Annotated in this window: 11 protein-coding genes and 1 tRNA gene; 6 read left to right on the top strand and 6 right to left on the bottom strand. The window is 62.8% G+C overall.

Annotated elements, in window-relative coordinates; all coding sequences use genetic code 11:
• Positions 1-2: 2 nt before the first annotated feature.
• On the top strand, positions 3-299 hold the full coding sequence (locus ABDZ98_RS07925; RefSeq protein ID WP_160589801.1) for a DUF3817 domain-containing protein: 297 nt from the start codon (positions 3-5) through the stop codon (positions 297-299).
• A gap of 18 nt (positions 300-317) precedes the next feature.
• On the opposite strand, the gene ABDZ98_RS07920 is transcribed toward ABDZ98_RS07925, so the two are convergent.
• The gene (locus ABDZ98_RS07920; RefSeq protein ID WP_160589802.1) at positions 318-782 is read right to left on the bottom strand and encodes a carboxypeptidase regulatory-like domain-containing protein; all 465 of its coding nucleotides are present in this window, start codon (positions 780-782) and stop codon (positions 318-320) included.
• A 147-nt stretch (positions 783-929) separates the two neighbouring features.
• Positions 930-2,576: an FAD-dependent oxidoreductase gene (locus tag ABDZ98_RS07915; RefSeq protein ID WP_160589803.1), complete on the bottom strand. Its 1,647-nt coding sequence runs from the start codon at positions 2,574-2,576 to the stop codon at positions 930-932.
• A 35-nt stretch (positions 2,577-2,611) separates the two neighbouring features.
• Here ABDZ98_RS07915 and ABDZ98_RS07910 point away from each other — a divergent pair, with 35 nt between their 5' ends.
• Complete coding sequence (locus tag ABDZ98_RS07910; protein ID WP_202385923.1) at positions 2,612-3,064, top strand: MEKHLA domain-containing protein; 453 nt, start codon at positions 2,612-2,614, stop codon at positions 3,062-3,064.
• On the opposite strand, the gene ABDZ98_RS07905 is transcribed toward ABDZ98_RS07910, so the two are convergent.
• Positions 3,061-4,074: a methyltransferase gene (locus ABDZ98_RS07905; protein ID WP_160589804.1), complete on the bottom strand. Its 1,014-nt coding sequence runs from the start codon at positions 4,072-4,074 to the stop codon at positions 3,061-3,063. The genes ABDZ98_RS07910 and ABDZ98_RS07905 overlap by 4 nt on opposite strands.
• A 150-nt stretch (positions 4,075-4,224) precedes the next feature.
• Here ABDZ98_RS07905 and yghU point away from each other — a divergent pair, with 150 nt between their 5' ends.
• Positions 4,225-5,088 carry a glutathione-dependent disulfide-bond oxidoreductase gene (yghU, locus tag ABDZ98_RS07900; protein WP_160589805.1) on the top strand — a complete coding sequence of 288 codons (864 nt, stop codon included), beginning with the start codon at positions 4,225-4,227 and terminating at the stop codon, positions 5,086-5,088.
• Between the two features lie 69 nt (positions 5,089-5,157).
• Here yghU and ABDZ98_RS07895 read toward each other — a convergent pair whose 3' ends face one another.
• Positions 5,158-7,389 (bottom strand): TonB-dependent receptor, encoded by a 2,232-nt coding sequence (locus ABDZ98_RS07895; protein ID WP_237437366.1) that lies wholly within the window; start codon positions 7,387-7,389, stop codon positions 5,158-5,160.
• Positions 7,390-7,614: 225 nt separating this feature from the next.
• On the opposite strand from ABDZ98_RS07895, the gene ABDZ98_RS07890 reads away from it, so the two are divergent.
• Positions 7,615-7,689 (top strand) — tRNA-Gln (locus ABDZ98_RS07890).
• 114 nt (positions 7,690-7,803) lie between these two features.
• Here the strand turns inward: ABDZ98_RS07890 and ABDZ98_RS07885 are convergent.
• The gene (locus ABDZ98_RS07885) at positions 7,804-9,030 is read right to left on the bottom strand and encodes a lipopolysaccharide biosynthesis protein (RefSeq protein WP_160589806.1); all 1,227 of its coding nucleotides are present in this window, start codon (positions 9,028-9,030) and stop codon (positions 7,804-7,806) included.
• Positions 9,031-9,159: 129 nt separating this feature from the next.
• On the opposite strand from ABDZ98_RS07885, the gene ABDZ98_RS07880 reads away from it, so the two are divergent.
• Complete coding sequence (locus ABDZ98_RS07880; RefSeq protein WP_160589807.1) at positions 9,160-9,552, top strand: VOC family protein; 393 nt, start codon at positions 9,160-9,162, stop codon at positions 9,550-9,552.
• A 4-nt stretch (positions 9,553-9,556) separates the two neighbouring features.
• Entirely contained in the window at positions 9,557-10,885 is a 1,329-nt protein-coding gene (locus ABDZ98_RS07875; RefSeq protein WP_237437367.1) for a sulfatase-like hydrolase/transferase, read from the top strand.
• Here the strand turns inward: ABDZ98_RS07875 and ABDZ98_RS07870 are convergent.
• A complete protein-coding gene (locus ABDZ98_RS07870) occupies positions 10,882-11,835 on the bottom strand; it encodes a LysR family transcriptional regulator (RefSeq protein ID WP_160589809.1) in 954 nt (317 codons plus the stop codon). The genes ABDZ98_RS07875 and ABDZ98_RS07870 overlap by 4 nt on opposite strands.
• Positions 11,836-12,000: the final 165 nt, after the last annotated feature.

The following is a 12,000-nucleotide window of genomic DNA, read 5'->3' as shown; positions in this document are numbered from 1 at the left end:
CGATGTTGCGCATTTTCCGGATCATCGCCCTTGTCGAAGGGGTGACCACGATTGCCCTGTTCCTGGTGGCCATGCCGCTGAAATACTGGGCGGGTAATCCCATGCTGGTGCCGCCTGTGGGGATGACGCACGGCGTGGCCTGGCTGGCCTATCTGGCGGCGATGATCGCCTGCCTTCCGGGCAAGGGCTTTTCCGGCTGGGAATGGGCGCGCACCTTCATCGCCGCGCTGTTTCCATTCGGCACATTCCTGAATGATCCGCTGATCCGCGGCAAACAGACAGCGCGCCCTGTAGTCTAGGCGGTAATCTAGTTCCGATCAGCCGTCGAGGTCGCGCCAGCGCCATTCGCGCGCTTCGCCCATCGGGATTTCACGGGTCATCTGATCGGCCAGTTCCAGCGCACGGGAAAAGGCCTGCTCTCCGGTCCCGTCCTCAGCCTCTGCGGGGAAGGCGGAGCCGAGGAAACCATTCACCGCGCGGCGTGAAACCATCACGATATTGCGGCTGGCATCGCTGCCGTCATCGACATTCACCAGCACGCGCTGGATGGCCTGCGACCCTTGCAAAACCGCAATCCGGTGCTCACCCGCAAGCACATCGGCAAAGCGATAGGAACCATCCGCGCCCGTCACCGTCGTCAGGCCCAGCTCGGCAATTTCAAGCTGGACGGCGGCGGCAGGCTCCCCGCGTGCATCATAGACCGTGCCGGCAATGTCCCCGGCCTGCGCGCCGCTGGCTGCGCAAAGCGATGAAACACCAAGGAGGAAAGCTGCAATCCGCACGTGAGGAACCCGTTCTGGCGCCAGCGAATCTGCGCGGCACCTTCAGGCCCATCAACAGCCGATCAACATGACAGCCAGATTACAGTTGATGACATTTTGTTGACCATCCCCCTGTTGACCGTGCCCATGTTAACATTCCCGGGCGCCTCACCCCTGTTTCAGCCCTTCCAGCACCAGCGCGCTGGCCCGCTCGCCAATCATGATGGCGGTGGCGTTGGTGTTGCCCTGCGGAATTGTCGGCATGATCGATGCATCGGCCACCCACAGCCCGTCCACGCCCTTTACGCGCACGTCTGGCGTGAGCACGGCCATCGGATCATCGGCTGCACCCATCCTGGCCGTGCCGACGGGATGGTACATGGGAATGGTGGCGGCGCGCACATAGGGCGTCAGCGCCTCCGCCCCCACAGCTGCGGCACCGGGGCGCACTTCGCTGGTGACTTCGCCCGCAATCGCGGCCTGTGCCATGATCCGCCGGGCGATTTCCAGCCCCTCGATCAATTGCGCCTCATCCTCCGCCTCGCCCAGCAGCTGGTGCTCGATACGCGGCGGCGCGGCGGGATCGGCGCTGGCAAGCGTCAGCCGCCCGCGCGCCTCTGGCCGCATCAGCGCCACGAAGGTGGAGACGGAGCTTTCCTTGCGCAGCTCCAGATTGCCCGTGGGCGTGACATCGAAGGCGAAGGCAGAGAACGCCAGCTGGATATTGGGCGCATCCAGCCCTTCGCGCGTGCGCACGAAAGCCTGCGCATGGCCGATGCCGGTGGTCAGCGCGCCTTTGCGGGCGAACAGGAATTTGAGCACGCTGCGCACGCCAGCCAGCCCGCGGCTGTCATCGTTGAGCGTGTGGGCGGCAACTTCATTGACCAGATGCACGCCGGGATGTTCCTGCAGATTGCGCCCCACGCCCGGCGCATCCACCACCACATCTATTCCGTGTTCACGCAGGTGATCGGCAGGGCCAATGCCCGACAGCATCAGCAGGCGCGGGGTGTTGAGCGCGCCTGCGCACAGCACCACGCCCTCGCTGGCGGTCAGTGTGATCAACGCGCCCGCGCGCTTGAGCGTGACCCCGCTGGCGCGGCCATCGGTAATCTCGATCTTGTGCACCTGCGCCTCAAGCAGGATTTCCAGGCTGGCGGGCTTGTTCTTCAGATATCCGGCAGCGGTGGAGGAGCGCAGGCCCGCGCGCTGCGAGAGCTGGATATAATCCACACCTTCATTGTGCTGGCCATTCAGATCGGGCGAGCGTGGAAAGCCCGCCTGCTGCACAGCGTCTATCCAGTGATCGGTGACATCGTAGCGGGAGCGGACTTCGGACACGGCAATCGGCCCGCCCTGCCCGCGATAGTCATCAGCCCCGCGCTCATTATCCTCCATCCGGCGGAAGTAGGGCAGCACGGATGCATAGTCCCAGCCGGACGCGCCCAGCTGCGCCCAGCGGTCATAATCATAGGAATGGCCGCGAATGAACATCATTCCGTTGATGGACGAACCCCCGCCCAGCCGCTTGCCCGCAGGCCACACATCGGGCCGCCCGCCAACGGACGCATCAGGCTCGGCCTTGTACATCCAGTCAAAATCGGGCGTGTGGACGATGCCGCTCATCAAGGCAGGCACGGCGGAGCGGATGTCCTTGTGGCTCTTGCCCGCCTCCACCAGCGTGACGCGCTTGCCCGCCTCGGCCAGCCGCACGGCCATGGCCATGCCCGCGCTGCCGCCGCCGATAACGATAATGTCTGCCTGCTGTGCCAAGTCGCTCTCCCTCAATTCCCGCGTGATGGGCAAAAGCAGCATTCCCCGCAAGGGTGCTGCGCGCTATTCCACCTGCCATGAGCGACAGAGCGATCATGCAGCGCAGCGCGGGTGACAGGCTGACCCTGATAGAGAGCAGCTTTGCCCGGCTGGCGGGCAGGCCGCTCGTCCCGCCCGGCAGCGATCTGTGGAGCGCCGCCAATGCCATCGTGGCGCACGGCCCGCAGGACCCGCCGCTGTTCTTCTATGCCAACGCGCAGGCGCTGGAACTGTTCAGAATGAGCGCCGCCCGGTTCATCGGCCTGCCCAGCTACAAGAGCGCCGAGCCGGGCCTGCGCGAGGAGCGCGCCGCCATGCTCGCCCAGCTGGAAGCGGAGGACATGGTGACGAACTATCGCGGTATCCGCATCGCGGCGGATGGCACGCGCTTTGTCATCGAGAATGCGGTGGTGTGGAATCTGATCGACGAAGCTGGCCAGCGACACGGCCAGGCGGCAACATTTGCGCAGTGGTCGCCAGTCCCGGACTAGACCGGCACCACTTCGATCACGCTGTGGCCATTGGGATTGGGCGTCACGCGGTCGATGCGGAAACCGGCGGAGGTGAACAGGGCCTCGAAATCCGATTGTTTGCGTTCGCGCCCCGTGTCCCACACCATCATCGCGATATCGGTGCCGATGCTCTCATCGGGCTGAGGAATATCGGACAGCAGGTGATCGATCACAGCCAGCCTTGCGCCCGGCTTCATCGCCGCCCTGATGCTGCCCAGGATTCGCCGGCATTCCTCATCGTCCCAATCGTGCAGGATCTGCTTGAGGATATAGAGATCGGCCGCTGGCACTGCTTCAAAGAAACTGCCGCCCACCAGCTCCACCCGCTCCGCCAGAGGGGATGCCTCCACTTTCGGGCGGGCGATTTCGATCACGTCGGGCCGGTCGAACACGATGCCCCTGGTGCCGGGATATTCGCCCAGAATGGCCAGCAGCATATCGCCCATGCTGCCGCCGATATCGGCCACGGTCTCAAACGGCTGGAAGCGGTGCTGAGAGAAGATGAAACGCTGCACACGCCGCGTCATGAAGCCCATGAACTGGCCGAAACCGGCCGCCATGTCGGGATGCGAATGAAAATAGTCGAACACCGGTTCGCCATAAGCCTTCTCGAACGGGGTCTTTCCTTCGCGCAGGGCCGGCAATAATTGCGCGCAGGCGCGGCCGGATATCTCGACATTGGTCAGAAAGCCCGATGCTTCCAGCATCATGGCGGTGCGGCTGCTGCCCCGCACCAGTCCGTCCGCGTCCAGTTCCAGCATTTCATGCGCCGCCAGGAAATCGATCATGCGGCCCAGCAGGTCCGCCGGAATGTCGCCTGCGTCGGCCAGCTCGGCCACGCTGACCGGTCCCTCCAGAATCCGCGCCGTCACGCCCGCGCGGTTGAGGGCATTCATCACCGCCGTGCCGAACACGGCCTGATTCAGCCAGTTGAACAGGTCATCGGGATTATCGAAATATCGCCCGAATGCGCGTCTCTTGTCCGTCATCTGATCCTCCCCCAGCCTGGTGAGGTTTAGGCCGGGCAGGCGCACAAAGCAAAACCCTGCCCCCGTTAAACTTTCCCTTGCTTGCAGGCCGCGCTAGGCAGTCCGATCTTTGCTGGCATTGACCACGCAGGTTTGAGGAGCGCACGCCCAATGTCCGATGTCTATACCCCGCCCAAGGTCTGGAGCCCTACCGAGAGCGGAGGCCAGTTTTCCGGCGTCAACCGTCCCACCGCCGGTGCGCGGATGGAAAAGGAGCTGCCGCAGGGCGAGCATCCGTTCCAGCTCTATTCGCTGGGCACGCCCAATGGGGTGAAGGTGACGATCATGTTCGAGGAGCTGCTGGAGGCGGGTTTTTCGGGCGCGGAATATGATGCCTGGCTGATCAAGATTTTCGAAGGTGACCAGTTCGGGTCGGGCTTCACCGATCTCAATCCCAATTCCAAGATCCCCGCCCTGCTCGACAAGAGCGGGCCGGAACCATTCCGCGTGTTCGAAAGCGGTGCGATCCTGATCCATCTGGCGGAAAAGTTCGATTTCCTGCTGCCCAAGACCAATCCCGCGCGCGCCGAAACGCTCAGCTGGCTGATGTGGCAGATGGGCAGCGCGCCCTTCATCGGCGGCGGCTTTGGCCATTTCTATGTCTATGCGCCCGAACGCTACAAATACCCGATCGATCGCTATGCGATGGAAACCAAGCGCCTGTTCGATGTCGCCAACATCCAGCTGGGCAAGACCGAATATCTGGCGGGCGAGTACTCGATTGCCGATATCGCCGCCTATTGCTGGCTGGGGAACCTCTATCACGGCGCTTACAACCGCTGCGATATCTTCCTGGGCCTGGACGAATATGAAAACGTCGGCCGCTGGGTAAAGGCCATCGACAAGCGCCCCGGAGCAATCCGCGGGCGCCTCGTCAATTCGCAGGCGATGGCAGAACGCCACTCCGCCGCCGATTTTGACAAGGTGGAGGATCGCAGCCTGTTCGATCCGGTGCGCAAGCGCGCCGACGTCTAGGCCACGTGTTACAAGGCCGGATGATGAAAACCGGCGGCGGAGGCACCAGCCCCCGCCGCCGGTTTTGCATCAAAAGCGGAAGCTGGCCTCTGCCCCATAGATGCGCGGACGTGCCTTGAACACGAAGCCGCCGGGTGAGAACTCGGCGTTATACTCCTCGTTGAACAAATTGCTGGCGAAGGCATACAGCCCCCAGCTGTCATTCTCCACGCCCACACGGGCATTCACCAGATTGACCGGATTGCGCACCGTGGAATTGGGCACATCCCACCACGTCCGCCCGGTCCGGCGATAATCGACACGCATCAGCAGATCGAGATTGTCGGTCAGCGCAGGCGTGAACTGCGCCCCCAGATTGACGGTGGAGCGGGAGATCAGCGGCGCTTCATTGCCGATCACGGTGGGATCGGGGAAGGCCTTGATATCGCTCCACGTGAGACCCCATGCGGCAGAAAGCTCAACATCGCGGGCAGGCCGCAGCGTGGCTTCCAGTTCCAGCCCCTTGATCTTGGTCTTGGGCACATTGCCCAGGTTCTGCGTGGAGTTTGCCGCAAGGAAGACGAAGAAATAGCTGTTCTTCGATGTCGTGGTGTAGACCGCGCCGTTCAAGGTGAGCATGCGGTCCAGAAGCTGGGACTTGAAGCCCAGTTCGAAGGTGTCGGCCGTTTCCGCATCATAGATGTCCGATACGCCGACAATGCCATTGTCGAAGGCCACGCCGCCCACGCCCGTCTGGTTGAAACCGCCCGAACGGAAGCCGCGCGAATAGCCGCCATACAGCGTCACCTCATCGGTGGGCGTGTAGGTCAGCGTTACCTTGGGTTGCAGATCGTCGAAGCTGATCTGGCGCACATCGCCTGTCGCGCCCTGCGGGAAGCCGGGCACATTGGGCAGGAAGGCGGTGGGGGTCAGCGTGGTCTGGCGGCGCTTGTCGTGATCGTAGCGCAGCGAGGCATCGGCGCGGAACATGTCGCTGAACTGATAGCCCACGTTGGCGAACAGCGCCCAGGCGAAATTGTCCTGCTCATCGGCCAGAAAGCTGGATTGCGGGTTGAGCGGGTTGGTGCTCGGCTCACGGTACACGGGGAACACGCCCGCGCCGGTATCCACCATGTTGCCGGTGGAGATATAGCGGTCGGTGGCGATCAGATAGCCGCCGAACATCCAGAACAGATCCTGATTGGAAGGCGATTCAAAGCGCACTTCCTGGCTGAAAGCCTCAACATCCAGGAACTGGCTCTGGTTGAGGTCGAAGCCCAGACCCAGGCCGAAACCGAAGGGCGAATCCGCCGGACGGAAGAAGAAGCTCTCCTCTATCGGGCGGAAGTCGAAGGCGTCGCCGGTAAGGATTTCTTCCAGCCAGTCATACGAGGTGATCGAGGTGACGGTGAAGCCGTCCCCTTCGAAGGTGAGCTTGGCCGAGATATTGTAGATATCGCGGTCATTCTGTCCGGCATTGTTGACCTGCACCGGCAGGCTGGTGTCATTCACATCGTTGACGATGTTGAAATACAGCGCCTGCGTGCGCAGCTGGTCCATCGATGCCCGCAGGTCGAGCTCGATATTGTCATTCAGGTCGAACATCAGCCGCCCGCGCAGCGAGAGGTTCTGGACCGGATCGGCCTCCTCGCCCAGATAGGTATTGGGGATGTATCCGTCCGTGTCCTGGAACGCACCCGACAGGCGGAAACCGCCGGTTTCGCCCACCGGACCGCTCACCCCGCCGCGCAGGGAAAAGCCAAAGCCATTGTCGATCCCGGCGGTAAGATTGCCCTCCAGCTGGTCGCCCGGCTCCTTGGTGGTGACGATGATCGCCCCGCCAATGGCGTTGCGGCCATACAGCGCGCCCTGCGGACCCTTGAGCACTTCGATCTGTTCGATATCGAACAACTGCTGGTTGAACTGGGCCGGATTGACCTGCAACACGCCATCGACAACCACCGCCACCGATGGCTCGCTGTTGCGGGCCTGGGTAATGCCGCGAATGATGACGAAGGCATTACCCGCGTTCTGCGTTTCCACCAGATTGACGTTGGGCGTCAGCGCCACGAAATCGGCCGGGCGCAGGATGCGCGCATTGTCGATCGTCTCGGCCCCGAAAGCGGTAATCGCAACCGGCGTATCCTGCAGGGAATCGGCGCGGCGAAGGCCCGTCACCACAATGGTATTGCCGCCCTGCGACGCTTCGCCTTCCTGCGCGGCAGGATCGTCCTGCTGCTGCGCCGCAACCGGCGCGGACATGGAGATTGCAACCGCCAGAGCCGAAACCCCGGCAAACGCACGTGTTTGACTGATTTTCATTTGATCCTCCCACCTGTTTTATTTTTTTGAAACATAGACCATTTCCCGGACGCGGCCAAATAGGTTTGCCGTTTGTCCGCCGTTGCTTTCGCAGGCCGAGACGGGAGCCTTCGCTGCCAGTGTTCGGGCCAGAAAAACATCCGGTCTGGACGGTGGACAAGGTCCCGCGACCCCAAACGCACCCTTTTCATCTGCGGCGGGCGCTCTATATGGGCGCATCCGTGCTGGGGCGTGGCCAAGCGGTAAGGCAGCGGCTTTTGGTGCCGCCATGCGCAGGTTCGAATCCTGCCGCCCCAGCCAATTCCTTCGAATGACCTTGCAGAAGGATCGAACCGCAGGTTCGGAATCGAAGATGAACGAGCCCGCAGGGCGAAGACAATCCTGCCGCCCCAGCCAGTTCCTGATCCTTGAAGGTCAATCCGTGCGGCGGTTGACGATGGCCAGGCCCGCCACCGTGGTGACGCTGGCGGCCAGCACCGCCATGGCAGCGCCGGCAGAGCCGTGAATGTCGATCAGCCAGATCAGCGCGACCAGCGCGGCGGCGGTGGGCACGGCGCGCAGCAGGAAATTGGTGAATGCCCGTCCGCGCGCCACCAGCAGCGCCTCCAGACTGGCACCCACCAGCTCTATCGCAGCGGCAGCCGACAGCAGGATCATGGGCGTATAGGCGGCGATGAAATCGGGCCCGGCAATCACGCCGATCAGCCAGCGGCCCGCCAGCAGCGCGAACAATATCGCGCCGATCCCGGTAATCACGGCGATGATGGTGATGCGCCGCACGATGGCGCGCGCCGCTTCGGGAGAGCGGACAAGTTCGGGATAGGTGGCGCGCAGCAGCGCCTGCGCCAGCTTGAGCAGGCCTTCGCCCAGTTGCGCCGCCACGCGGTAAATGCCCGCCAGCGCCGCTCCGCCCAGCGCGCCCACCAGCAGTACCAGCAATTGCCGCGATGCGATCAGCAGCATGCCCGAAAGCGCGGTTCCGACCACGAAGCTCCATGTCTTGCCATCGGCGGCGGGCACGCGGCTGAGGCTGAAATGGCGCCAGAAAATCGGCTGGGTCTGGCGCGCGAAGTACCAGTACATCGCCGCTGTCGCCGCTTCGGATGCGGCCCATACGATCAGGAAGGCGGTGATGCCGGGGGCCAGGAAGGCGACGATGATCGCCCCGATCACACGCACGATGGAAGTGACCGAATCCGCCGTGGCCGCGCGGGCATAGCGATCATGCAGGCGCAAGATCCCGGTGGGTGTGGAGCGGACGGAAAACAGAAACACCAGCGTGAAGAAAAACGCCGTCAGCCGCAATTCACGCGGCAGGGGCAGCCAGTCACCGGCCAGCCACAGGATCAGCGCGGCGGCTATGGTGCCAACAATGATGGTCAGCGCATCCAGCGCCAGCGCAAAGCCTGTGGCATCGCCGATTGTCTTCTTGGTCTGGCCCCAGCGGACCACCACCTGCCATGTCTGGAACGAGGTGAAGCCGACCAGCGCCTGCGCAAAGGTGACCACCAGGATGAACTGGCCAAATCCGGCCAGGCCCAGCGCCCGCGTGGCCAGCGCCAGATAGACAAGGCTGAGCGCCGCGTTGATGCCGCGCGCGCCCATCAGCCAGCCGGTATTGGTCAGAGCGCGCTTGATCATGTGCTGCCTTCTATCACTTCGCGCCCCCTGCCCCAGAAGACGGACAAATGCAAAAGCCGCATTTGCAAATGCTCCAATTGCAAAAACCGGGCAGGACGATAGGTCTGGCAAAGGGAAACAGGAGTCACCATGCCAGACAACACGATCCGCCTCAGCTTCATGAAACTCAATGTGGCAGAAATGGAGCCTGCGCTGGCCTTCTGGCGCGATGCCTTCGGCTTTACGGTGCGCCAGACCTATGATGAGGAGGCATTCCTCGAACACATCCTCAACCTTCCGGGGCAGGAGGCAGGGCCCAGCCTGATGCTGGTGCAGACCAAGTTCCCGATGGATGTCACCGTGGGACCCGGCCACGGTCCGCTTGGCATCACCTGCAGCGATATCGTCACCACGCTGGAATGCGCGATTGCCGCGGGCGGCGTGAAGACAATGGAGATCACCGAAGTCGCTCCCGGCATTCGCGTCTGCCTGGTGAAATCACCGCAAGGGCATGAGATCGAGCTGGTGCAGGCTGGCGGATAACGCCATGTCCGCACCCTCTGGCGCCAAGCCCAACTTCGTCTTCATCCTGGCCGATGACCTCGGCTTTGCCGACCTGTCCTGCTATGGGCGGGAGGATTACCAGACGCCGGCGATAGACGCGCTGGCCGATGGCGGCATGCGCTTCACCCATGCCTATGCCAACAGCGCGGTATGCACCGCCACCCGCGTGGCGCTGATGACCGGGCGCTATCAATACCGGATCGCGATCGGGCTGGAAGAACCGCTTCAGGGCCGCGATATCGGCCTGCCGCCAGCGCACCCCACACTGCCATCGCTGTTGCAGAACTGCGGCTATCACACCGCGCTGGTGGGCAAATGGCATCTGGGCGAATTGCCCCGCTATTGCCCGCTCAAAAGCGGCTTTGACGAGTTCTGGGGCATTCGTGGCGGCGGGGTGGATTATTTCACCCACGAACTGCACGGCAAGAATGACCTGTGGGACGGGGAGACCAATATCGAGCGGGTCGGCTATCTGACAGACCTGCTGGGTGATCGCGCGGTGGAAGTGCTGGAACAGCGCGCGAAGGGCGATCAGCCGTTCTTCCTCAATCTCAACTTCACCGCCCCGCACTGGCCGTGGGAAGGTCCCGATGACGAGGGCGAAGCCTTGCGGTTGAAGGCCCGGACCGATGATCCCATGCCGATCATCCACTGGGATGGCGGCGACATGGCCACCTATGCCGCGATGATGCGCAATCTGGATGAGAATGTGGCCAAGGTCACCGCCGCGCTGGAGCGTCTGGGATTGGCAGACAACACCGTGGTGGTGTTCACATCGGACAATGGCGGGGAGCGTTTCTCTAAGACCTGGCCGTTCAACGGCCGCAAGACCGAGCTGCTGGAAGGCGGATTGCGCATTCCCGCCATCGTGCGCTGGCCGGGGCTGGCCAGGCCCGGCAGCGAGAATGACGTTCCGGTGATGACGATGGACTGGCTGCCCACCTTCCTGGCGGCGGCAGGCGGCGCGCCCGATCCGGCCCGCCCGACCGATGGCCTCGATATTCGCAGCGCCATTGCCGGCCGCAACCTGCCGCAGCGCACCTTGTTCTGGCGCTTTGCCAATCATGACCAGAAGGCGGCGCGCCGCGGAAACCAGAAATACCTGCAGATCGGCACCAATGCCTTCCTGTTCGATGTGGTGGCTGACCCGATGGAGCGCGCCAATCTGAAGGAGCGGCGGGCGACGGACTTCCACTCCCTGCGCGCGGAATGGAACAGCTGGAACGCCACCATGCTGCCACCCGATCCGCAGGCCGGGCGGCACGGCTTTACCGGTGCGCAGCTGGCCGAATATTACGGCGTGGACAGCTAGGCAGGGACGGTCTTGCGCGTGCGCCGGATGGCGGGATAGTCAGGATCGTCCAGCACGCTGGAGATCAGGAAATCCTCCACCAGATTGCAGTTGGGATCAGTGCCCAGATCCTTGCGGAAATACAGCATGCGCCAGTCTTCCAGCGACTTGAGCATGATCACGTCCTTGCGCATGGCTGGCGGCAGGATCGCGTCCGACAGGCTGGCCACTCCCAGCCCGCGATCGAGCATGGCCGCCATCACATCATAATATTGCGTATGGCCGATGATGTGGCGCGGGATGATCCCGTGCCGTTCGTAATTGCGCAGCACCTCACGCTCCTGCTTGCTGGTGGCCTTGGGCAGGATGAAGGGCAGCTTGTTGAGCGCCTCGGCAGTCATCGGCAGGTCATGCCCCTCGGCATATTTGCGGTGGCCGTAAACGCCCCCGCGCACCATCGCCAGTTCGCGAAACTGGTTGAGCACGGGATGATCGGCGCGCTGGTTGATCAGGGCGAAATCGAACTGGCCGCTTTCCACCGCGCGGATCAGCTGGCCAAATGGCCACTGCGCCTCGAACTCCAGCTCTATGTCCGGATGGGCGCCAAAGAACTGGTCCAGCTTGCGCCGGACATAGGCATCGAACATGCCCTGCCCCACCAGAACCTTGAAGCGGACCTTGCGCTCAACCTCCTCGCAATTCTTGCGGCGGTGCGCCGCCAGCACCTCGCCCGCAATCTGGAACTTGCGCAGATCGTCCAGGAAGGCCAGCCCCTCTGCCCGCAAGGTCGGGCGGCGACCCGGCTTGCGATCGAACAGTTCCACGCCCAGCTGCTCCTCCAGAACCTTGATCTGGTTGCTGACCGAAGCCTGTGAAATTCCTAGCAATTCCGCGCTGCGGCCAAAGCTGCGAGTGGTGGCGAGGCTGGAGAAGACTTCCAGCTGGCGAAGAGTGAATGGCAGGCTTGGCATTATGGGTCCTTTCCGCACCTATAACTTCAAACCTATCTATTGTCATCACTTTGCCATGCGTTGCTATTGAACCGGATCAGGCGGCATTCCCCCGCCAAGTTGTTTAGGGGGAGGAAAACCTAGCATGTCTCTTACAAAGAGTTATGCGCGTCAGTCGGCGCGCAA

The sequence above is a fragment of the Alteraurantiacibacter aestuarii genome, assembly GCF_039523595.1.
Taxonomy (GTDB): domain Bacteria; phylum Pseudomonadota; class Alphaproteobacteria; order Sphingomonadales; family Sphingomonadaceae; genus Alteraurantiacibacter; species Alteraurantiacibacter aestuarii.
Note: the sequence above shows the minus strand (reverse complement) of the source record. Positions and strands in the feature narration are given on the sequence as shown.